General features: G+C 38.6%; 21 protein-coding genes. 2 read left to right on the forward strand and 19 right to left on the reverse strand.

Features of this window, described 5'->3' with window-relative positions; all coding sequences use genetic code 11:
• Nucleotides 1-274 precede the first annotated feature (274 nt).
• The 3 genes from CEF16_RS05245 to CEF16_RS05255 form a co-directional block, all read right to left on the reverse strand.
• Nucleotides 275-514 (reverse strand): DUF896 domain-containing protein, encoded by a 240-nt coding sequence (locus tag CEF16_RS05245; RefSeq protein WP_091580587.1) that lies wholly within the window; start codon nt 512-514, stop codon nt 275-277.
• A gap of 145 nt (nt 515-659) precedes the next feature.
• Complete coding sequence (locus CEF16_RS05250) at nt 660-1316, reverse strand: YneB family resolvase-like protein (protein ID WP_091580589.1); 657 nt, start codon at nt 1314-1316, stop codon at nt 660-662.
• A 43-nt stretch (nt 1317-1359) separates the two neighbouring features.
• On the reverse strand, nt 1360-1545 hold the full coding sequence (locus CEF16_RS05255) for a hypothetical protein (RefSeq protein WP_091580593.1): 186 nt from the start codon (nt 1543-1545) through the stop codon (nt 1360-1362).
• Between the two features lie 161 nt (nt 1546-1706).
• On the opposite strand from CEF16_RS05255, the gene lexA reads away from it, so the two are divergent.
• On the forward strand, nt 1707-2330 hold the full coding sequence (lexA, locus tag CEF16_RS05260) for a transcriptional repressor LexA (RefSeq protein WP_091580765.1): 624 nt from the start codon (nt 1707-1709) through the stop codon (nt 2328-2330).
• Between the two features lie 118 nt (nt 2331-2448).
• Here the strand turns inward: lexA and CEF16_RS05265 are convergent, their stop codons facing one another.
• The 7 genes from CEF16_RS05265 to CEF16_RS05295 all read right to left on the reverse strand — a co-directional run bounded on the left by CEF16_RS05265 (nt 2449) and on the right by CEF16_RS05295 (nt 9156).
• Entirely contained in the window at nt 2449-2538 is a 90-nt protein-coding gene (locus CEF16_RS05265) for a YjcZ family sporulation protein (protein WP_091580595.1), read from the reverse strand.
• Nucleotides 2539-2807: 269 nt separating this feature from the next.
• Nucleotides 2808-3563 (reverse strand): histidine phosphatase family protein, encoded by a 756-nt coding sequence (locus tag CEF16_RS05270; protein WP_245917769.1) that lies wholly within the window; start codon nt 3561-3563, stop codon nt 2808-2810.
• 141 nt (nt 3564-3704) lie between these two features.
• Nucleotides 3705-5057, reverse strand: a complete 1353-nt coding sequence (gene glnA / locus CEF16_RS05275; RefSeq protein WP_091580598.1) for a type I glutamate--ammonia ligase — start codon at nt 5055-5057, stop codon at nt 3705-3707.
• 80 nt (nt 5058-5137) lie between these two features.
• Nucleotides 5138-5536, reverse strand: coding sequence for a MerR family transcriptional regulator (locus CEF16_RS05280; RefSeq protein ID WP_091580601.1), 399 nt, complete (start codon nt 5534-5536; stop codon nt 5138-5140).
• Between the two features lie 118 nt (nt 5537-5654).
• Nucleotides 5655-6899 (reverse strand): methionine gamma-lyase family protein, encoded by a 1245-nt coding sequence (locus CEF16_RS05285; protein ID WP_245917770.1) that lies wholly within the window; start codon nt 6897-6899, stop codon nt 5655-5657.
• 59 nt (nt 6900-6958) lie between these two features.
• Complete coding sequence (gene hflX, locus CEF16_RS05290; RefSeq protein ID WP_091580607.1) at nt 6959-8212, reverse strand: GTPase HflX; 1254 nt, start codon at nt 8210-8212, stop codon at nt 6959-6961.
• Between the two features lie 14 nt (nt 8213-8226).
• Entirely contained in the window at nt 8227-9156 is a 930-nt protein-coding gene (locus CEF16_RS05295) for an AAA family ATPase (protein WP_425427959.1), read from the reverse strand.
• A 131-nt stretch (nt 9157-9287) separates the two neighbouring features.
• Here CEF16_RS05295 and CEF16_RS05300 point away from each other — a divergent pair, with 131 nt between their 5' ends.
• The gene (locus CEF16_RS05300; RefSeq protein WP_091580611.1) at nt 9288-10265 is read left to right on the forward strand and encodes a tyrosine-type recombinase/integrase; all 978 of its coding nucleotides are present in this window, start codon (nt 9288-9290) and stop codon (nt 10263-10265) included.
• Between the two features lie 61 nt (nt 10266-10326).
• Here the strand turns inward: CEF16_RS05300 and hfq are convergent, their stop codons facing one another.
• The 9 genes from hfq to CEF16_RS05345 all read right to left on the reverse strand — a co-directional run bounded on the left by hfq (nt 10327) and on the right by CEF16_RS05345 (nt 22309).
• The gene (hfq, locus tag CEF16_RS05305; protein WP_091580614.1) at nt 10327-10581 is read right to left on the reverse strand and encodes an RNA chaperone Hfq; all 255 of its coding nucleotides are present in this window, start codon (nt 10579-10581) and stop codon (nt 10327-10329) included.
• 45 nt (nt 10582-10626) lie between these two features.
• A complete protein-coding gene (gene miaA / locus CEF16_RS05310) occupies nt 10627-11559 on the reverse strand; it encodes a tRNA (adenosine(37)-N6)-dimethylallyltransferase MiaA (protein WP_139185890.1) in 933 nt (310 codons plus the stop codon).
• Nucleotides 11552-12346 (reverse strand): class I SAM-dependent methyltransferase, encoded by a 795-nt coding sequence (locus tag CEF16_RS05315; RefSeq protein ID WP_170031619.1) that lies wholly within the window; start codon nt 12344-12346, stop codon nt 11552-11554. Before CEF16_RS05315 ends, miaA begins: the two co-directional genes overlap by 8 nt.
• Before the next feature lie 350 nt (nt 12347-12696).
• Nucleotides 12697-14592, reverse strand: a complete 1896-nt coding sequence (gene mutL, locus CEF16_RS05320) for a DNA mismatch repair endonuclease MutL (RefSeq protein WP_091580621.1) — start codon at nt 14590-14592, stop codon at nt 12697-12699.
• 19 nt (nt 14593-14611) lie between these two features.
• Complete coding sequence (mutS, locus tag CEF16_RS05325; protein ID WP_175488332.1) at nt 14612-17251, reverse strand: DNA mismatch repair protein MutS; 2640 nt, start codon at nt 17249-17251, stop codon at nt 14612-14614.
• 141 nt (nt 17252-17392) lie between these two features.
• Nucleotides 17393-17962 (reverse strand): outer spore coat protein CotE, encoded by a 570-nt coding sequence (gene cotE / locus CEF16_RS05330; protein WP_091580622.1) that lies wholly within the window; start codon nt 17960-17962, stop codon nt 17393-17395.
• A 354-nt stretch (nt 17963-18316) separates the two neighbouring features.
• Nucleotides 18317-18748: a YlbF/YmcA family competence regulator gene (locus tag CEF16_RS05335; RefSeq protein ID WP_091580625.1), complete on the reverse strand. Its 432-nt coding sequence runs from the start codon at nt 18746-18748 to the stop codon at nt 18317-18319.
• Nucleotides 18748-20361: a tRNA (N6-isopentenyl adenosine(37)-C2)-methylthiotransferase MiaB gene (gene miaB / locus CEF16_RS05340; RefSeq protein ID WP_091580627.1), complete on the reverse strand. Its 1614-nt coding sequence runs from the start codon at nt 20359-20361 to the stop codon at nt 18748-18750. Before miaB ends, CEF16_RS05335 begins: the two co-directional genes overlap by 1 nt.
• Nucleotides 20362-20617: 256 nt before the next feature.
• A complete protein-coding gene (locus tag CEF16_RS05345) occupies nt 20618-22309 on the reverse strand; it encodes an ABC-ATPase domain-containing protein (protein WP_091580630.1) in 1692 nt (563 codons plus the stop codon).
• Nucleotides 22310-22362 lie beyond the last annotated feature (53 nt).

Raw genomic sequence — 22362 nt, forward strand, 5'->3', positions numbered from 1 at the left:
TCCCTTCCTTTCCCAAAATTCAATATGTATTATTACCTACGTATTTAATCATAAACGTTCTATCTTAATAGTACAAGGCTGATGTCAAGTATTATCGATAAACGACCTTCAAACAATTTGTTTTTTAAAATAAAGTACCTGAAAACGACTGCTGATAAATTTTAAGCATATTGCCATTTTAGATCATAATTAGAATTGTATCCGATTTTCACAGTAATATATAAAAAGCCTGATGGTGCGTTAACCATCAGGCACTTTTTATCTGTATATGAAACTACTGACGATAGTTCAAGTTATTTCTTTTCGTTTTAACTAATTGATCGGGAGTAACATCTTTACCATTCGGATCCACAACTTTTACGGATTGCAGCTGGCTTTTAAAGGAGGAACGGAATTTAGATAAATATTCTTGCCGCAGCATTTTCTGTTCTTTTTCTTCCTGCTCCGTTAAACCCGTAGTTTTAGAACGGTTAGCTAGTTCATTAATACGTGCAATCTTCTCTTGAGAAAGCATAAATGTATGAAAACCTCCCTAATGTTCCGCTTTTTTAACTTGTCTTTTAATGTAAATGATCTATTTATGATTTGCAACAGCTATTGTACTTGATGAGAGGCGCTCCATAACACTCAAATTCAAAATTTTCCAAGCAACAAAGGAATTACTCCGAATTATTAGCTATTTTCTCCATGTGTTCTTTGTACCTTCTGTGTACAGTAGCCTTTGAAACATCATAACCAAATCCACGCAATGTTGCTGCAATATCATAAAATGTCAGTTCTAATTTTCTAAGCCGAACAATTTCTTCAATTGGTGCATCTTTCTTTTTCCTTCCGCCCTGCCTGCGGTCAGATAAATTTTTTTCAGGCTTATATCCACTGGCTACTGCTTGTTTCATTCCTCTTTTAATCTTTAAATTATGTAATTTTCTTTGATGTTCTTCTACCATAGACAATATATCCATCAACATGTTATCAGTTTCAGACAACTGAAGTACTCCTTCGTCTTTCACCGTATATATAGGGATATTTAGTTTAAATAATTGATGAAGCATGGCCACTTTGGCATTTCCTCGTCCTAATCTAGTATCATCCTGTATACATAAAACATCAGCTTCTTTTGCAGATAAAAGATCCAGAACTTCAAGCAGGCCATCCCTTTCAATCGAATACCCGCTAGCTTCCTCTGCAATAATTTTTGAGAGGTAAAATCCCTTTTTTTCTGATAAATGAATGAGTTCTTCTTGTTGCCTTTTTAATGATGATTTCTGTGTTTCTTTATTTGTACTTACCCGGCAATATATTATGCAGCTTTTCAATAATTCCCTCACCTTTTCATTAGCTCATATTTATTTTCCTTTTTCACTCATCCACCCACGTATAGGTTAGCACATCTTCTTTCTCTTCATCCAGCGTATTTACATACACGTCTTTATCTTCTTCATACGAAGTTAATTGAACAGTTAATACGAGTGAAATGATAGAAATAATAAAAAGAATTAAAATGGCCCATTCCTGACTGCTTAACTGTTTCATTTTGGTATACATTACTTTCCCTCCGACTCATGAGAATGTATGTTCTTATTATGATTCAGTATAAAGGGAACCTTTGTTCCCGTCAAGTGATAATTAGAACGAATGTTTGCGTACATATGTTTTCCATGCTATACTTAACACATGAAAATATTAGAAATAGAGGTGCTGAACCGATGCCAAAATTATCGAAACGCCAGCAGCAAATTTTAGATTATATAAAAGATGAAGTCCGGCAAAAAGGTTATCCTCCTTCCGTACGTGAAATCGGTGAAGCTGTTGGCCTCGCATCCAGTTCAACGGTGCACGGTCATCTCTCCAGGCTTGAAAATAAAGGGTTGATTCGGCGTGACCCAACCAAGCCAAGAGCGATTGAAGTATTAGAACTAGAAGACGTGCAGCCGCACATTTCAGAAAGCAATGCTGTTTATGTTCCTGTATTAGGTAAAGTTACAGCGGGGGATCCAATTACTGCTGTAGAAAATATTGAAGAGTATATCCCCTTACCAGAGCGTATGGTCTCAGATGAAAAAGTATTCATCTTAACTATTCAAGGGGACAGTATGATCGAAGCTGGTATTTATGATGGCGATCTCGTCATTGTTAGACAACAGCAGACCGCAGATAATGGAGATATTATTGTAGCAATGACAGAAGAACTTGAAGCTACAGTAAAACGCTTTTACAAAGAAGAAAATTTTATTCGTCTGCAGCCAGAGAATGCTGCGTTGGAACCAATTATTTTAGACAATTGTACTATTCTGGGGAAAGTTACGGGTGTATTTCGAACGCTGCATTAATTGTCCATATTTTACATGAAACAACCCGGCCATCAATGTTATGAAACATTAGCCGGGTTATTTTTGGCCTCTCATTTTACTGCACTATTGACAAATCACCCCACGTTCGAAGCGGTGATTAGTATTTAACAAATGCAGTTCCTACGATGATTAGCAGTATAAATAATACTACAATCAACGCAAAACTGTCTTTATAACCGTATCCCATTAATATCCCTCCCCTGACGTGTCCTCTTTAATAATTTATGATCTCTCTTTAGATTTGTTTAGACAGTTGTATAACCTTTTCAGAAATAAATTATTAATAATTGGATGTTGGTCTAAGAGTAGAAAAACGCGGCTTGTCGCTATATAAAAGACCACTAATGAAAAAGGAAAAGAACTTCTGCTAAAAACGCACATGTCCTTTACCTTGAATCGTTTATCGCTGCATTTTTAAAATGAACCTTTTCGTTTCTATTCATTTCTCCTTCATATTTATTCCATCCAACTCATCCATTGTCCTAAAGTTAGATAACCTGCAATTTCATAGCCGTTTCCCTGTCCAAATGGTTTTACAACTACTGTTCCCATGTTAGGAATCTGACCTAACCCTACGCCTGGGGGAAAACTGTGAGCGACAACGACCTTATTTTTTCTCGGAGCAGGCGGTATTTCTAGAAATGAATGTAGGGAGTTTAAAATTCTTTCCTGTTTTATGGCACTCATATGACTTCCCAGTCTATAAATATTAATCCAAAAAGGGTCCTCTACGAGATTGCTTTTGCCAAAAGCCAATTCAGCAGTTTCTCTCGTTCGGCAAAAAGGAGCAGTTATAATTGGATACTCAATAGGAATACGTAACGTGCGAATTACTTCTCCGTATAAAACAGCTTGTCTTCTTCCTGCCTCAGAGAGATTTCTTTGAGTAAAACAATTTTCGAAAAGGAAATTCGGTTGATCTTCTCCTACGGTTGCTTCTCCGTGCCTCGTATAAAAAATATATCCCCCTTCTTGGAGCAAATCGAGCAGTGATCGGTTGATGAAAAGAGGTTCTGCTGTATATCCATCAGCAGCGTTATGTGGTGGCGCTGCCCCGTAACGATTTGGAAGTCCTTCATATACATATGATAGAACCGAGTTTAGGTGCTTTACATTCAAAATGTTTGCCGATGCTGTTTTAAAAAGCTTAAAACGTTCAGATTGGGCAAAATGGTACAGTGCGGGGTCTACAGAACGCAAACGTATATTCAATGTAATTACTCCTTCTTACAACGACTAGGCAATGGTTAATATATGTTATCCCCCATAAAGTGTGCAGACGTCTCCCTGTTGCCTATACCAAACGTGTAAAAACCCCTTGATGATACGTCATCAAGGGGTTAAAAATTAATTTTAGTATGTGGAGAGAAATTGTTCTCTTTCCCAAGGGTGTACTTGAGAGCGGAACATATCCCATTCGATTTCTTTTGCTTCTGCAAAATGTTCAATAGCATGAGGTCCGATCGCATTAACAAGAACTTCGTCGTTTAAGAGACTGTCCAACGCTTGTTTAAGGTCAGCTGGAAGATCTTTAATGCCTTCTTCTTCACGCTCTTCTTTGCTCATGACATAAATATTACGATCGGTTGGCTCAGGCGCCTTGAGTTTTTTCTTAATACCGTCAAGACCTGCAGCAAGCATTGAAGCAATAGCAAGGTATGGGTTAGCAGCTGGGTCTGGGCTTCTTACTTCTACACGTGTGCTAAGTCCTCTAGAGTTAGGAATACGAACAAGTGGACTTCTATTTCTAAGCGACCAAGCTACATATACAGGAGCTTCAAATCCTGGTACAAGACGCTTATAAGAGTTAACGATAGGGTTAGTCAATGCAGTGAATGCTTGAGCGTGCTCAAGAATACCGCCTAAAAACTGCATTGCTGTTTCACTTAGTTGAGAGTCTGTGCTTTCATCTAAGAAAGTGTTCTCTTTGCCTTTAAACAAGGACATATTACAGTGCATCCCGGAACCATTCACCCCAAACAATGGTTTAGGCATAAATGTCGCATGCAAACCATGCTTTCTTGCAATGGTTTTTACTACAAGCTTAAAGGTTTGAATATTGTCGCAAGTAGTAATTGCATCAGCATATTCAAAGTCAATTTCATGCTGTCCAGGAGCAACTTCATGGTGAGAAGCTTCAATTTCAAATCCCATATCTTCAAGCTCAAGTACGATATCGCGGCGGCAGTTTTCACCTAAATCTGTAGGGGCAAGGTCAAAGTACCCGCCTTTATCATTAAGTTCCATTGTAGGTTCGCCTTTTTCATCATTTTTGAAGAGGAAGAATTCTGGTTCTGGTCCAATATTGAAAGCAGTGAAGCCCATTTCTTCCGCTTCTTTTAATACGCGTTTCAAAATACCACGCGGGTCGCCGGAAAATGGTTTTGGTTCTCCACCTACTTCACCAGGTTCATATATGTCGCAAATAAGGCGTGCTACTTTCCCTTTTTCAGGAGTCCAAGGGAATACTACCCATGTATTTAGATCAGGATATAAGTACATATCAGATTCTTCAATTCTAACGAACCCTTCTATGGAAGAACCGTCAAACATCATTTTGTTATCCAAAGCTTTTGATAGTTGATCCACTGGAATTTCTACGTTTTTAATAATACCTTGAAGGTCTGTAAATTGAAGTCGAATAAATTTTACGTTTTCTTCTTCAGCCATTCTTGTGATATCTTCTCTTGAATACTTGTTGGCCATTTGGTGTGTCTCCTCTCTTTCGTTTCAATAAATAATAGTATGAAATCTTCTGTCATGATGGACAAAAGGAAATCACCTGATCAATGAAAAAATCTGGACAATTGTCCTTGGATCATTGAAGTTCTTCCCTGCTTTCCTGCAACCAATACTTCATTTTTTAAGTGTCGACGCAGTTCTTTATCACTCATACTTTCTGTATTTTTAAGAACAGGCTTCGGTTTTTCCTCTTCATTTTGGGCACGCAGTTCAAAAATTTCTTTAATTCCTGATAAATTCACTCCGCGTTCAATGAGAGTTTTAATTTCTAACAGCCTATCTACGTCATTAAATGAAAATAATCGTTGATTGCCTTCAGTTCTTGCAGGATAAACAAGACCATGTTCTTCATAATACCTAATTTGCCTAGCGGATAGTTCTGTCAGCTTCTTCACTATGCTAATAGGAAATAAAGGCATATTCCGCCGGATATGATCACCCATTTGGCTGCCTCCTTCCCTTAAGAAGTTATTTTCATCCTACACGATGTTAGGTTTTTAGTCAAGTACATGTTAGCTTTTTTTACATTAATTTTTTCAGTAATGTCAGATGTCTTTTCACCTATTTTTCCGTATAGGAATGAAACGGAGGAATCAACTTCTCTTCGATCAACACATTTAATGCATGCGAAACAGCATATTTCACATGAGAAAAGGTCAGACCTCCTTGGATATAAGCTGTATAAGGGGGCCGCAGCGGTCCATCAGCAGACAATTCGATACTAGAACCTTGTATAAAAGCCCCAGCTGCCATAATAACTTCATCTTCATAACCTGGCATATTTGATGGCTCTGGTACAACCTTAGAATCGACTGGAGAAGCTTCCTGAACAGCCTGACAAAAACGAACCATCCTTTGTTTATCCTCAAATGTCACTGCTTGAATAAGATCCGTTCTTTCTTCTGTTGAAGACGGAAAAGTTTGCAGGCCCGCTTCTTCAAGAAGAGCGGCTGTGAAAAAAGCCCCTTTTAACGCTTCACTAACAACGTGTGGAGCCATAAATAACCCCTGATACATTTCGAGAAGGCTGTTTAACGTTGCTCCGCCTTCTAGACCGATTCCTGGAGCAGCAAATCTAGAAGCGGCTTGTTCTACATATTGATTCTTCCCTGCAATATATCCGCCTGTTCGTACGAGCCCGCCTCCTGGGTTTTTTATGAGAGATCCAGCTATTAAATCTGCTCCAACATGTCCAGGTTCAGTCGTTTCCACAAATTCACCGTAACAATTATCAACAAATACAATGACATGAGGGTGAGATTGTTTAATTTCAGTAATTATTTGTTTCATTTTGTCCATAGGGATAGAGGGACGGGAGGCATACCCTTTTGATCGCTGCAGGGCAATGACCTTTGTTTTCGATGTCATATTTTCCCGTATGGCTTCACTATTTGGATATCCATCTTTATTTAAAGGCGCAACATCACAAATTATGCCATACTCTACCATCGAGCCGGTTTTGTTGTCAGTAAGGCCGATGGCAGTTTGCAGCGTGTCATAAGGCATTCCTGCATACAGCAGTCTGTCTCCAGGTCTTAGTATGCCGAATAACGCTGCATTGATCGCATGCGTGCCTGATATAAATTGATGTCTAACGATAGCCGATTCAGTTCCAAATACTTTTGCATATATGCGATCAAGCGTTTCACGGCCTGTATCGTCATATCCATACCCCGTGGATGGATTAAAATGAAACGATGATACACCTTCCTCTTGAAAAATATTTAAGAGTCTTGCTTGATTCCAATCAGCTGCTAATTCTGCTTCACGTATTTTAGATTGTATTTTGGCTTCTGCTTGATTCATTAGATTTTGTAATTCTCCCTTATTATGCCAAGGTGAAACCATTTTTTATTCCCAACTTTCTACATGTATGCTTCATATTTTTTTATTGTGCCGTTAATTGGATGATCTGGGAGCACGTAACCTTTGCAATTAAAACTGTTTTCCTCTTCCAATAACTCTTCTTCTTTAATTAGTGTATATCTTTGAAGTTCGGATAAGCTTTTTCCATCTTTTGTCGGAATTTTTACGTGATAATAGTCCATTTGTTGTTTTAACGTTTCTTCCATTAACGTAAGGAGTTCTTCAGTATCTTCATCACTGAAAGCAGAAATAAAGATGGACGGCCGCTCAGAACTAGGTAAAGCAGCTGGTTCTTTAATGAGATCACTTTTATTGAATACAGTTATAGAAGGTATCGCATTTGCTTTTAATTCACTCATAAGCTTGTCCACTGTTGCCATTTGTTCATGGGCTTCTGGATGAGATGCATCCACCACATGAAGAAGTATATCCGCTTCTTTTACTTCTTCTAATGTAGAACGAAAAGCAGCAATTAAAGTTGTCGGCAAATCCTGGATAAATCCTACCGTATCTGTAAGTAAAGCTTGATAACCAGATGGAAGTTCCATTTGTCTAGTCAGCGGGTCCAGCGTGGCAAATAATAAATCTTCTTGAAACGTATCAACACCAGATAATTTACTTAAAAGTGTTGATTTTCCAGCATTAGTGTAGCCTACAAGTGCAAATTGAACAGCATTGTTTTTGCGCCGCTGTTTTCGATAACTTTCTCTATGGGCCTGTACATCAGCAAGCTGCTTTTTTAAATCATCCATGCGTTTTTGAATATGACGCCGGTCTGTTTCAAGCTTTGTCTCCCCCGGTCCTCTCGTTCCAATCCCCCCGCCAAGACGGGACAGCACTTGGCCTTGTCCGGATAAACGCGGCAATAGGTACATCAACTGGGCTAGTTCTACTTGAATTTTGCCTTCCTTTGTTTGTGCCCGTGATGCAAAAATATCAAGAATGATTTGGGTGCGATCTATAACTCTCACATCAATTTCTTCATCCAAGTTGCGGATCTGTCCGGGCGATAATTCATCATTGAAAACAATTAAATCAACATCTTTTTCAGCTGCTGCAAGCGAAAGTTCAGCTACCTTTCCCTTACCGATATAGGTAGCAGCATCAGGGCGTTCTCTCGCTTGCACAATCTCCTCAACAATCTCTCCGTTTGCGGTGTGAACTAGTGCCTTTAATTCATCCATTGACATTTGATAAGATTCCGCTTTCTGCTCTGATAATCGACAGCCTGCAATGATTACTCTTTCTTTCATACATGCACCTCTTTTCAGCACTCTTCTATTATAAAGTCCCCTGCTTCCAATGTCATGAGCGTTTGTTTATCTATCTTTTCTTCTTTTTCTAGTATTCGAAGAGCATGCCTTCTAATGACACGTTCGATGAGGTTGCGGACATAACGTCCATTGTGACTTTTTTTCTCATAGTACGAGATCGAATGAAAATGTCTTCTCATCTTACCTATGAGCTCTTCTGTACATTGATAATCCTTTTCCTTTGTCATCCGCCTAAACAATTCAAGCATTTGTGTGCCAGTAAAATCATGAAAATACAGTTTATTTGGAAACCGTGAAGGAAGCCCTGGATTTAAAGAAAGAAACCGTTTCATTTCTTCTGGGTACCCTGCGAGAATAAGAATAAACTTATGCTGGTTATCTTCCATTGCTTTTACAAGGGTATCAACGGCTTCACGGCCAAAATCCTTTTCTCCGCCACGTGCTAGAGAGTAAGCCTCATCAATAAACAGAATACCCCCCTCAGCTTTTTTTATTAAATTTCTCGTTTTTTGAGCAGTCTGACCAATATATTCACCGACGAGATCTGCTCGCTCTGCTTCAATAAAATGTCCTTTCTCAATAACTTTCATATCTTTTAACATGTCGGCCATGATCCTTGCTACCGTGGTTTTCCCGGTGCCTGGATTTCCTATAAATAGCATATGAAGGTTTTGCTGGGTAGGCTGTAAAGCAGCATTTTCCCTGCACTGATTAACATACACAAGCGCATACATTTCTCTTATAAACTCTTTAATGTTTTTCATTCCTATCATCGTATCCAAACTTTTCTCCGCTTTTAGAAGCGGGTAATGCTGTTCGGATGAAAGCTCATTTTTTTGTTCTTTTAGGGAAGCCCCCTTTTGAGCAGAATTTATAGTAATTTGAATTTTGTCTCGACCTTTTGTTTGAATCATCACGAACAATCCCCTCTCTTCTTGCAAAGTATAAAGCGGGCGTTTACCCATACTATACGCAAAAAAATCTTATTGGTGATTCGTCTGTCTGATATAATCGAAGGTAAATTCTTATATTATGCAGCGAAAGGAAGATTGTTATGACAGGACAAGCCTTTCAGCTCCCACTTGATGCAGAACGCTTTCTTGAAAGTCTTGCAGCAAAACAACGAAAAGAAAGTACCATTACCAGATACCGTTATGACTTGGCTGATTTTTTCCGTTATCTCGAAGTAAAAACAGAATCAAACATGATTATACAGTCCAAATCCATTACTCCTCACTTGGCAGAAGAGTATTTTTATTTCTTAGAAAATGTGCGCCATTATCAGCTTCGCACCTTAAAAAGAATTCAAACTGTTTTAAAACGATATTTTGCTTATTTGCTTTCTACCGGAAAAATACAAATAGATCCAATGACTTCTCTTGATTTAGATGAGTCCATTTGGAATCAACTAACAAAAGAAGAACTACTTACTCGTTCAGAAGAAAAAAAATTAACAGGATCGCTGCTCTCGGATAGTGGATTATCTCAAAAACAAGCCGCTGCCAGGCCGCTGCTTGCTCCCCGAAACTTATTGATCGTGACCTTGTTTTTAAATTACGGACTTAGACTGCAAGAAATTTCAAACCTAAAAATAAAACACATTAATCAAGGAAAAGGACAAATTATGATACCTGAGGAAACAGGAAATCCTCGTACTCTCCGTTTGACAAAAAGCGATCAAAAGCTTCTTTTTCATTATGTCAAAGTGATCCCAGAGCCTGTTCGTCCAAAACGTCCGGAAGATCCTCTATTCGTTGCTTTTGATTTTCAGCGTCAAACTTACCGGTGGAGTTATGAAACCGATGCACCGAAAAACTTAACAGAAATTGCCATCCAAAAAATGATTCGAGAAGAACGTAAACGAGCAGGAATTGACCGCTCTGTATCTGCCAGACACTTTCGCAATACGTTTATTATCCGTGTCCTTCAGCAAGGCCAAACGCCGGAGCAAGTAAAAAAAATGCTTGGCTTACAGACGATTTTGACATTAAATAAATATATCGATTATGTAGAAAAAGAACACTCTTCATAAATGACCTTATTTTTGACTGAATTCGTAAGAAAAGCTTCCGGAAGTCCGGAAGCTTTTGTTCTTACGCATTTGCAGAAGCATTTTCTGTTTCTGCTTCTACTTGAATAGGTATATTGCGCTGAGGTGCAAAAGTCGAAATAGCATGCTTATATATAAGCTGCTGTTTGCCATCACTGTCAAGCACCACTGTAAAATTATCAAATGCTTTCACCTGACCGCTCAGTTGAAAACCGTTTAGTAAATAAACCCTTACTGGCATTTTTTCTTTACGTAATGTGTTCAAAAATTGATCCTGGATGTTAATTGGCTGCTTCATCTCATTCAGTCCCCCTCATCATACTCTACTAGGAATATTCGACTTTTAATACATTTTTCCTTCTACATAGGAAATCATTTCTTTTATTTTTTCTTGTTTATTCTCTTTGGTTATATCAAACCATTCCACTCTTTCTTTATTGCGAAACCAGGTTAATTGTCTTTTTGCATAACGGCGCGTATTTTTTTTTAATAAATCAATCGCATCTTCTAAGGTGTATTCCCCTTTAAAATAAGGATAAAACTCTTTATAGCCAATAGCTTGGGCTGCTTGGCAATCCTCTGAATAATTGTCATAAAGCCATTTAGCTTCGTTGATTATTCCTTTTTCTACCATGTGGTCAACTCTCAAATTAATGCGTTTATATAGAGCATGCCTGTCCATTGTCAGACCCGTCATCACCAAGTGGTAAGGAGACTCATATCTGTCTTGATTCGAAAAATCTTTGCGTTTTTGACCGGTCAGATGATGGATTTCTAAAGCTCTTATCACTTTTTTTATATTGTTATGGTGAATAGAACGTGCGCTTACCGGGTCCACTTGTTCTAGTTTTCGGTGCAATGCCCTGGCCCCATATTGCTCTTTAAACGTATCCATCTCTTCTCGAAAAGACGGATCTGACGGAGATTCATGAAAATCCAGCCCTCTTGTAAGAGAACGGATGTAAAAACCAGTACCTCCGACAACGATTGGCAGCTTGTTTTTTTGATTAATATGAGTAATCAACTGCGCTGCATCTTGTTTAAACGATGCAGCAGAATATGATTCAGAAGGATCCTTTTTGTCAATTAAATGATGCGGGATGCTTTGCTGCTCTTCTATAGAAACTTTCGCTGTTCCAATGTCAAGTCCTTTATATATCTGCATAGAATCTCCGCTTATAATTTCGCCTTGAAAATGTGAAGCAAGCTCTAGACCAGCTTCTGATTTTCCAACCGCGGTGGGACCAACAATAACTACTAGTTTTTCTTTATTCATACCTATTTCCTTTCTTTTCCATTACAGCAAAACCAAAGGAAGCCCCTTTTCTTCTCTTCTTAAAAACAAATCCCATCTCTTCTACGTGTGGGTTTGGTATAGAGCTTTTTACAACAACCTTTCGCTTAGCAACTCTCAGAGCTTCTTTTATTTGTTCAGCCTGCAAAGTTTCATAATTTGCAAAAGATCGAAGAGGAGCGATATGAACAGAAGACTCCACCGTCTGTTCAAACATTGGATCGAAATACACGATATCAAAAGCCTCATCTGTCTGGTTCTTTAAAAAATCGAAATAATCTGCGTTTGCAACGACAATTCTTCGCATAGCTTGATTAAATGTACTCCGTTCTTCCTCCCAATGTTGAAGCCCCTTTCTGACAATTTCAGCTATGTACTTATTTTTTTCAAGAGAAGCAATATATCCTTTTTTTCCGGTAATAAAACTTGCGACTATACTATCTGAAGCAAGTCCCATCGTGCAATCAAGACAAGTCATACCTTCTTTTAAATCCATTGCTTCTGCCATAGGATCATTATATCCTTTAAAAATACGCTGGACACGAAGCCATGCCATGCTCGGATGAAAATGAAAAGGCTGAGAAGAATGAGGGTGATAAAGTTTGTCTCCTGTTTTACTTACAACGTAAATCGGTTCATTCGTTTCTTGAACCCATTTTCTAAATGATCGTTTTTTTCTTTCTTGAAAAACGACACCCCAATTTTCAGCTAACCGCTGAGCCTCTTTCATATCAGCTTGAGAGACTGTTTTACCTGTCGTTACAATCATCCAATTATTTCCCCTTACCTTCATCCATTATACCATTTTTTATGAAAAAAATCCCTTTTGTACAAAGGGATCACGCATCACTCTTATGTATAGACAATAAAAAGGCGCTTTAAAAGCGCCTTTTTTATCATGATTAATTGTCAGATTGGGATTGTTTTAGCATATAAACCGCCATGATAAGACTTACGATAATGACAAAAGCAGAAACTCCCAAAACAACAACAAGATCCAATGGTGTCATGCATAAACTCCCCTTCACCTGCTTTTGCATGAATTATAACATGGCCATATTGTTAATATTTCATGAAATTGTGACAAAGATGTAAACATTTTTTTGGAAGCATTGGTATTTACATGACACGTTTAAACATTTTTTCCATATCATAACCTGAAAAATGGATGATAATAGGTCGTCCATGCGGACATGTAAATGGTACTTCGCATTGACGGAGCCGATCAATCAGTGCATGTATTTCATCCATTCTTAAATACCGGTTCGCTTTAATTGCTGCTTTGCAAGACATTAAAATGGCAGCTTCTTCTCTTAATTTATGAATACTGATTTTTTTATTTTCCAATAATTGCTCGAACAACTCTCGTATCGTACTTTCCTCTTCTCCATCTGGAAACCAAGCAGGATGTGCAGTTACTCTGTACGTACGAGTTCCAAAGGGCTCTAAAAATACTCCAACTTTTTCTAAATCTTTTTTATGCGTTGTGATAAGCATCTCTTCTCTTGGAGAGACCTCAAAAGTTACCGGGACGATAAGATCTTGCAGATGAGGATTGGTTTCACCGATTTTCTCTCTGTAATGCTCATAAAATATTCTTTCCTGAGCTGCGTGCTGGTCAATGATATACAATCCGTTTTCGTTTTGAGCTAAAATATATGTTCCGTGCATTTGGCCAATAACTTCAAGTTCTGGCACTTTCTTTTTGCTTATTTCCTCTCCTATAGGCGCAGATCGTTCATAAACCTCTTCATTCGTTTTTTCTTTGTCCGCGTCGCGAAAAATGGCCTCATTGCTCTCCCATTCATCAAGCACAGGTGTTTTGTTTTCTATATATTCATCTTCCTGGATTTTTGTTTCCTCTGCTTTCGACGAGTTTTCTGAGTTACGTTCATAAGAAGAGGGTATGTTCTCTAGGTTCGTCTCTATTGGATTCGGTCTTTCTATACTCTTATTTTCCGAAAAAGTTAAGTTCAGCTGCTGGCTGTCTGCACGTTTTCCACGCTTTTGATCCACTTCTGGAATAAGCTGTTCTTCAAAAAGCTGTGCTTTAATCGCTTCTTCTAGGACAGCAGTAAGCTCCTTTTCTTTACTAAGCCGCACTTCAAGCTTAGAAGGATGAACGTTAACATCTATTAAGACGGGATGCATCCATATATGAATAACAGCTAACGGATACCTTCCAATTGGCAGCAGTGTGTGAAACGCATTTTCAATTGCTTTAGTAAGCGGGAAATGCCGCACATACCTTCCATTAATAAAAGTCGAGATATACTGCCTAGACGCTCTGTTTATTTCTGGTTTGGCTGCAAAACCTTCTACTTTGTAATCGACTGACTCTTCTTTTACGGACAAAAAATTTTGAGCGGTGCGGCGTCCGTATATTGCTGCAATAACTGCTTTCATGTCTCCATTACCATTCGTAAACAGCAGCTGTTTTTTATTATGCATTAATCGAAAAGATATATGAGGATTAGCCAGAGCGAGTCGGTTAACCACATCGCTTATGTTTCCAATTTCTGTATTTATGGTTTTCATATATTTCAACCTTGCCGGCGTATTAAAAAACAAGTCTCTAACCGTCACTTCTGTTCCGCGTCTGCTTTTTGCAGAAGAAAAAGCAATACGCTTTCCTCCTTGATAACGAACGAGTGTACCGGCACCTACTCCTGTTCCTGACTCTAAACTGAGTTTGGATACTGCAGCAATACTCGGGAGCGCTTCTCCACGAAAGCCTAACGTAGAAATTCGGAATAAATCTTTTTCTGTTTGAATTTTACTCGTAGCATGTCTTAAAAACGCAATTTCTGCATCTTCTTTTGGCATCCCTTTTCCGTTGTCCACTACTCTTATTTCTGATAATCCGCCTTCTTGAATTTGTATATCAATCCGTGTGCTTTTTGCATCAATCGCATTTTCAGTCAGCTCTTTGACAACAGAAGCCGGTCGTTCCACTACTTCACCTGCTGCAATTTTGTTAGAAAGATCGTCGGAAAGTTTTTTTACTGAAGACATGTACAATCATCCTCCTTTCCTATGAACGCAGCTTCCGCTGGTATTTATACAGGGCTTCAAGCGCTTCTATTGGCGACATGTGTAATACATCTGTATTTTTGATCTCTTTTATTACCGCTTCTGTGTTTTCATCTAATGAGACATAAGCTGATTTTTGTTCTGGTTGAAACAAGCTTAACTGCTCCGGGTATTCTTCCGTTGTAATGGACTCTTGTTCCGAAGAAGCAGCGTACTGAGATTGAATCACTTGTTCCTCATACGTTTTATCAAAACCAGATTGTTCTGCAGAAGGAGCTGTTTGTTCAAATTCTGCAAGCAGCACCTCTGCTCTTAATAGGACGTCTTTTGGCAGCTCCGCAAGTTTTGCGACATAGATTCCATAGCTTCGGTCAGCTTTTCCTTCTTCTACTTTATGCAAAAAAACAATCTCTCCGGCTTCTTCTACAGCACGAACATGGACGTTTTGTAGTTTGGTCATGGCCTCTTCTAACGTTGTAAGTTCATGATAATGAGTAGAAAACAAAGTTTTAGCTCCAACATGGTCGTGTATGTATTCTACGATAGACTGTGCGAGCGCCATGCCATCATAAGTAGATGTCCCCCGCCCTATTTCATCGAGTAAAATAAGACTGTTCGGCGTTGCTTTTGCAAGAGCATGTTTCGTTTCAAGCATTTCAACCATAAATGTACTTTGCCCCGAAGCTAAGTCATCAGCTGCTCCAATACGCGTGAAAATCTGATCAAATATAGGGAGTTTTGCTTGCGCTGCAGGTACAAAACAGCCTGTTTGTGCCATAACAGATATTAACGCGGCCTGGCGCATGTACGTACTTTTACCGGCCATATTCGGGCCGGTAATTAAAAGCATTTCCCGTTCACCGTGCATAAAAATGTCGTTAGCGACGTAATCACCGTGGTTCAGCATGTGTTCCACAACCGGATGGCGTCCCTCGTGAATAGTGAAAGTACGGTCATTCGAAAACTCTGGTTTTACGTATTGATTTTGTTCACTTACAAGCGCAAAACCTTGCAATACATCAATTTCACTAATAATGCGCGCTGTTTTTTGCAGCCTTGGAATAAACTTTTTCACTTTTTCTCGCAGTTCTAGAAATAATTTATGCTCAAGCTCCGTACTGTTTTGTTCTGCACCTAAAATGAGTGATTCTTTTTCTTTTAATTCCGGTGTAATAAAGCGTTCTGCATTCGTTAATGTTTGTTTTCTTTCATACCGCCCTTCTGGAAGAGAAGGAATATTTGGTTTCGTCACTTCAATATAGTAGCCAAAAACTTTGTTAAACCCAACTTTTAAAGATTTAATGCCTGTTTCACTACGTTCTTGCTGTTCAAGTTTTGATATCCATTCTTTACCGTTTGTGCTTGCTTCTCTGTATTCGTCTAATTGTTTATTATATCCCTCTCTAATGATGCCTCCGTCCGTAATTGAAAGAGGGGGATCCTCTGCTAGACTGTCTTCTAGAAGCTGGCGCAAATCATGAAAATGTTCGACTTCGTCTACTAATTCACCTGCATACTCATTATTTAACTTTTTTAATAAAGTAAATATATTAGGAAGTTCCTGGAGTGACCGTCTTAACTGGACAAGTTCACGTGCGTTCACATTGCCATAGGACGTTTTGCCAGCCAGCCTTTCTAAATCATAAACATGTCGGAGCCTGTCCCTTAAATCTTCTCGTTCGAAAAAATATTCTAATAGAGATTCAACCAGAGACTGCCGTTTATGAATAGTATCTATATTTAATAATGGTTCTTCGAGCCATTTTTTAGCTAGTCTTCCTCCCATTGCAGTTACAGTCTGGTCCATTAACCATAAAAGAGACCCTTTTTTCTTTTTTTCACGAAGGGATTCGGTTAATTCCAAATTACGGCGTGAATGCAAATCAAGCTGCATATGTTCATTTGGTTTGTATATTCGGACAGGCTGAAGATGAGAAAGTGCCCGTTTTTGGGTTCTCTTAAAGTAATTGGTTAAAAGAGCGACCGCTTTTTGTAATTTTTCATTGCTCCACTGTTCACAAAGCTTTTCAAATTCAGGTGCAAGTTCAACTGAGGGTTCTATTGAAAATATAATGGCGGATCCACGAAGAATGTCTTCATGGAAATCTGGCGGTACCACAAGTTCTTTAATATCAGATCTTGTAATTTCGCGCTCCCATTCACTCTGCTGATTTCCAAGCACCGCTGCTGCTGTTTCCCCAGTTGTTAAATCAGCTTTTATAAAAGCAGCCGTTTTATCATTAAAAGGATATAAAGCCGCAATAAAATTATTCTCATTTTCTTGTATGGCTTTTCCTTCCATAACCGTTCCAGGTGTAATAAGCTGAGTGACTTCTCTTTTCACGACACCTTTTGCCGTTTTCGGGTCTTCTACCTGTTCACATATTGCAATTTTATAGCCCTTTTCTATTAAAGTTGATATGTATTGTTCTGCTGAATGGTAAGGCACCCCGCACATCGGTATATCTTGTTCATTTTTACTTCCTCGTTTCGTCAAGGTGATTTCTAATTCTCTTGCAGCTTTTATCGCATCATCAAAAAAAAGCTCATAAAAATCACCGAGCCGAAAAAATAAAAAAGCATCTTCATATTCTGATTTTATTTGTTTGTATTGCTTTATCATTGGTGTTTCTTGTGCCACTTCTATTCCTCCAGCAATTGGTTATAATTTAGCAATCTATTTATACTTTCATCTTATTATATCATACAGCATCCTTTTTCAGGTTAAGGAAAGAAAAAGCCTGACTTTGCATAAAGCTAAAGTCAGACTGTTTAAGGAGAGTTATTGCTTTTTGTCATCTAGAAAGTCCGTGTCAATCTTTTTCAATTCCTCATCGGACACTTGTTCATCCCACCTAATGTTTTTATAATCATCATCTTCTGCTTCAGGGTGTATTTGGATACAGACTTTCGTTTCACCAACAATTTCAGCTGAGAACTCTTTCTCAACGTCCACCTTAACTTCTTTACCTTTTTCTCCAATAGATGCTTCTAAAGTATTTGGCTGCTTTAAAGCTCTTGCAATGACATCGACTTCATCACCGATCATCTCATTTTGTTTCATTGCAAGCGGGACAACTTCTGTGTACGTAACATTTTCTGAGGTTACATCTGTTTTAGTGTTTTCATCATAAGAGTACCATACATTAATGTCATAACTGCCTAAAATTTCTACAGAATCCCCTTTTCGATCCGCTTCATACTCATGGTTAATAATCCAGCATCCCAGAATGCTTGTTGGTTTTTGAGGCGGTTTAACGACATGAGTATCTTTACAATGCTTTTTCCCTTTTCCACACACGGCTTTGGTGACAATCTCCCTGTAGCGTGCATTATCTTTTTCCGATGGCATGTAGTACCCTCCTTTTCAAACATGAAAGACATCAGCTAAGAGATGCAATCACAACCATTCATGTTTAACTATATGCATGGCAAACGTCTATGTTGTCAATTTTATTCAGCCGTGCTCTCAGGTATGTCTTTTAGCTGACCAAGGCCCTTGCTCTTTTCTGGTCGCAGGCTCTTTTACTTTATATGTATTAGCTGTACTTGTAATATATGTCTATTTTATCTATTGAATACGGTACGTGAAATTTTATTAGAAAGTTAATAAGGAAGGCAGGCAATGCTGCGCTCTGATCATCCATTAGAGATTCCAAAAATAGAGCCATCCCACATTAATTTATGGGACGGCTCTGAATGATTATCAGCTATTCTTAATATCGATAAATGGACTTTTGTTCGTAGTGCCTCTTAGTTTATCTCCACCGGTTGATTCAATGATTTCATCGGTAACCGTATTAGAAATCGTCGTAGAAACGAGCTGCAGCAAGTGATTAACATCTTTTTGGCTCTGTTTAAACTCTTGTACTAACGGGATCTCATCAATTTCCTTGTTCAGCTCATCGATTTCTTGTTCTACTTGTTTTAACGCTTCACGTTTTTCATAATGCTGCAAGTTTACGGCTTGTTTTTGTTTATTTTTAATTTTACCAATTAATTCTTGCACTTTAAGATTTTTATTAATTTTCTCTTCTGCTTTTTTAAAGAAATCCACTTCTTCTGTTTCTGAAATTAATTTTCCAAGCTCTCTCGCTTTATCCAGCACTTCTTTTTTGGAATAGACTGTTTCGCTCATTATTTATTCACCTCTGCCATTTCTACCATTTCGCCGTCAAGTGTCCATGTCTTCGCCTCTGTAATTTTCGTGTAGACAATTTCTCCAATGCATGATTTTGGACCGCGGAAGTTAACAAGTTTATTGGTGCGGGTACGCCCCGATAAAATATCTGGATTTTTCTTGCTTTCACCTTCTACAAGTACTTCAACAATTTGGCCTTGCAGTTCCTTGTTGCGGCGGGCAGAAATCTCATTCACGACTTTGTTTAACCGTGCCAAGCGGTCTTTTTTTATATCCATCGGTACATTATCTTTCATTTTAGCCGCAGGCGTGCCGTCTCTTGGAGAATAAATATACGTAAAGGCACTGTCGTAATCCATCTCCTTGACAAGAGATAGAGTATCTTCAAACTGCTCTTCTGTTTCATTTGGAAAACCTACAATAAGGTCTGTTGTAAAGGAAGCGTGCGGCATTGCTTCTTTTATTTTTCTCGCAAGCTCCACGTATTGTTCTCTCGTATACTTTCTTGCCATTAATTTCAAGACAGCATTGTTACCAGACTGCACTGGCAAATGAATGTGCTCTACTAAATTTCCGCCTTGAGAAAGTACATCTACTAAGTGGTCATCAAAATCACGCGGATGACTTGTCGTAAAACGGATCCGCGGAATATCTATTTTATGCAGCTCATCCATTAAATGACCGAGTCCATAATCTCTATCTAGGTCTTTACCATACGCATTGACATTCTGTCCTAGAAGTGTAATCTCTTTGTAACCTTGACGGGCAAGATCTCTTACTTCTGCAATAATATCTTCTGGAAGACGGCTTCTTTCTTTTCCGCGAGTATAAGGAACGATACAATACGTACAAAATTTGTCACAGCCGTACATAATGTTGACCCAGGCCTGCGTTTTACCAGCACGTTTTCGCGGCATGTTTTCAACAACATCGCCTTCTTTGGACCACACTTCGATCACCATTTCTTTTCCTTGAATGGCGTCTTTTAAAAGGTGAGGAACGCGGTGAATATTATGAGTTCCAAAGATTAGATCGATATGCTGGTGTTTTTGCATAATGCGGTTGACAACAGACTCTTCTTGGGACATACAGCCGCATACTCCTAGAATTAACTCTGGTTTTTCCCGTTTCAACGTTTTCAAATTACCGATTTCACCGAATACTTTATTTTCTGCGTTTTCACGGATAGCACATGTATTTAAGAAAATAACATCCGCATCTTCCGCCTTATCTGTTTCCGAAAATCCCATTTCTTCTAAAATACCAGACATATTTTCCGTATCATGATAATTCATTTGACAGCCATAGGTGCGGATCATATAATTTTTTCCCGCCCCGATTCCTTGCATTTCAGCTGGTATTGAAAAATTGTAATACACTTCTACGTCTTCTTTACCGCGCCGCTTTCCTTTTTTGTAATTGGGCTGTTCATTGATTAAAATACTGCGGCCGCCGATTTTCATATATTGCTTTCCGTTATTATCCTCTTCCATTTGAGCCTTTGAGAAATCAAAATATTTACTGTAGTCTTTTGATGCATTGTTATTATTTTGAGAAGAAGCATCTTGTGAGGTCATTTCACCTTGCTGCTTACGTTGTTCTTCATTCATTAGCCAGCATCTCCTTTCTTCCATTTTCCTAATAAAAGCTGAAACTATTTATATACCAAATCAACACATCTGTTTCCTTCAACAGTGAATGTCAGATTAGCAAAACATATGGAAGGTCCAATTTTAAATTATACCTTCTATGGACGAGGAAAACAATAGCGCACTGCCTTTAAACAGTGCGCTTAACGTCATTTTATACCGTTAGGAAACAATACTCGTTTACCGGAATATATGTTTGCTTTTATCTCACCAGTTTTTACGAATAGTCATGATTTTTTATGGTGAGGTTTCTGTGGCGGTTCATTGCTGTTGCTATTTCAAATCGGCGGGGCATTGCCATATCACCTGGATGTTTTCCTTTAAATGGAGATACCACGTCCAAACCTTTTTCTTTTACTTCGTTTTCAAGAAATGAAAGAATCGCCTCTATGGATGCTTCCTTGCCTAGATGAGCACATGAGTGGCGAATCATATTAGCGATAGCGTTCGTCTGGCTGCTATTTATGAGCTGTTCTACACCAGAGAGGTCAATGATATCTTTTCCATACATAATCGTTGTGCGCCCCTTGGCACTTACTTTTTCTTTTTTTCCTTTTCTAGGTTGAAAACTAGAAGTGAGTAATGTCCTGTTCGTAACGTCTCCAAATTCCACTCCAGCTTCTTTTTCACGTTCGGATCCAAACCGTTTCGCAATATCTTTTGCTTCCTCTGTTACGTTTTTTGGCTTATATTCTTCCATCATGACGACACAATCAGCTACATCAAAATAGTCTCCAGCACCGCCAACTACAAGAATAGTTGAAACATCATGTTCTTCGTATAACGCTTTTACTTTATCAATAAAAGGTGTAATTGGTTCTTTTTCTTTTGCAACAAGAGCCTGCATGCGGCCATCTCGGATCATGAAATTTGTTGCACTTGTATCTTCGTCAATTAAAAGGCATTTCGTACCAGCTTCTAAACTTTCTATTATATTAGCTGCCTGAGAAGTGCTTCCGCTTGCATTTTCCGTTGTAAAGGTCCGTGTATCTTTTTGAATCGGAAGGTTTGATATAAAGGGAGAAATGTTTACACTTGCAACACTTCGTCCATCTTCAGCGCGAACTTTCGCAGCTGAATGGTCAGTAATGACGAATTCCCGTCCATCCCCGGCACGATGATTATATACTCCGCGCTCAATAGCCTCTAGAAGCGTACTTTTGCCGTGATACCCTCCTCCGACAATGAGGTTTACACCCCGCTTTAATGCCATGCCTTTAATAGGTGATCGGTGAGGCACCTCTATTTCGACTTCTAAAGACGAAGGGGCATAAAAAGGAACAGCTTGATCGGTATGCAGCGGTTTGTTGCTGATCCCACTTTCTCTTGGAAGGATGGACTCATTGGCAATAAACGTTATATAGTTGTTTTCTATAAGAAACGTACGAATGGCTTCCTGCTGGTCAGAAAGCTCTAATTGTTTTGTCAGTTTCTGCTTGTTATATTGTTTTACTGTACTGTTTATCACTTCAGGCAGATCCTTTGTCAGACGCTGTTTTGCTTGTTTTCCTAAAATGGTTCTTCCCCTTGCTGGAAGATGGATGGAAAGACGGATGTCTAATTCATTTTCTTTTAATACGACCGCTGTTCTGTCGATTATCTCTTGGCCTGGACCATCAATAACGATCGCGTTTCGCTGATTTCTTTTTTTCAGCTCGGTTTGAATTTCATTTGCTAAATAATCAATTGTCGCAATTCTTCTTGCGTTTGTTTTATCACAACTTTCGTCAAGACCGAGTGACTTCCTGCTCATGACAACTCGTGCACGCGAAGGACTTGCATAAGGATCTGCCTGGATATGATCCATATGTAAAGTAAAATCATTAAATCGAAAGGACCCTTTCATGTCGTTGTATGCTTTATATCCTTTATGATCAATTCTGTCTAATGTTTTAATTAATTGCTGCATCTTTTGTCTCCTTTCTTCTATTTCTTCCCAACTATTTCCCGAACAGATTTATT

It is taken from the genome of Alteribacillus bidgolensis (assembly GCF_002886255.1).
GTDB classification, from domain to species: domain Bacteria; phylum Bacillota; class Bacilli; order Bacillales; family Marinococcaceae; genus Alteribacillus; species Alteribacillus bidgolensis.

Coding starts and splice junctions, on each gene's coding strand:
- CEF16_RS05245 (WP_091580587.1), bottom strand. CDS start 514: ATGCTTTCTCAAGAGAAGATTGCACGTATTAATGAACTAGCTAACCGT.
- CEF16_RS05255 (WP_091580593.1), bottom strand. CDS start 1,545: ATGTATACCAAAATGAAACAGTTAAGCAGTCAGGAATGGGCCATTTTA.
- lexA (WP_091580765.1), top strand. CDS start 1,707: ATGCCAAAATTATCGAAACGCCAGCAGCAAATTTTAGATTATATAAAA.
- CEF16_RS05265 (WP_091580595.1), bottom strand. CDS start 2,538: ATGGGATACGGTTATAAAGACAGTTTTGCGTTGATTGTAGTATTATTT.
- glnA (WP_091580598.1), bottom strand. CDS start 5,057: ATGGCCAACAAGTATTCAAGAGAAGATATCACAAGAATGGCTGAAGAA.
- CEF16_RS05280 (WP_091580601.1), bottom strand. CDS start 5,536: ATGGGTGATCATATCCGGCGGAATATGCCTTTATTTCCTATTAGCATA.
- CEF16_RS05285 (WP_245917770.1), bottom strand. CDS start 6,899: ATGAATCAAGCAGAAGCCAAAATACAATCTAAAATACGTGAAGCAGAA.
- hflX (WP_091580607.1), bottom strand. CDS start 8,212: ATGAAAGAAAGAGTAATCATTGCAGGCTGTCGATTATCAGAGCAGAAA.
- CEF16_RS05300 (WP_091580611.1), top strand. CDS start 9,288: ATGACAGGACAAGCCTTTCAGCTCCCACTTGATGCAGAACGCTTTCTT.
- hfq (WP_091580614.1), bottom strand. CDS start 10,581: ATGAAGCAGCCAATTAACATCCAGGATCAATTTTTGAACACATTACGT.
- miaA (WP_139185890.1), bottom strand. CDS start 11,559: ATGAATAAAGAAAAACTAGTAGTTATTGTTGGTCCCACCGCGGTTGGA.
- CEF16_RS05315 (WP_170031619.1), bottom strand. CDS start 12,346: ATGATTGTAACGACAGGTAAAACAGTCTCTCAAGCTGATATGAAAGAG.
- mutL (WP_091580621.1), bottom strand. CDS start 14,592: ATGTCTTCAGTAAAAAAACTTTCCGACGATCTTTCTAACAAAATTGCA.
- cotE (WP_091580622.1), bottom strand. CDS start 17,962: ATGCCATCGGAAAAAGATAATGCACGCTACAGGGAGATTGTCACCAAA.
- CEF16_RS05335 (WP_091580625.1), bottom strand. CDS start 18,748: ATGAGCGAAACAGTCTATTCCAAAAAAGAAGTGCTGGATAAAGCGAGA.
- miaB (WP_091580627.1), bottom strand. CDS start 20,361: ATGAATGAAGAACAACGTAAGCAGCAAGGTGAAATGACCTCACAAGAT.
- CEF16_RS05345 (WP_091580630.1), bottom strand. CDS start 22,309: ATGCAGCAATTAATTAAAACATTAGACAGAATTGATCATAAAGGATAT.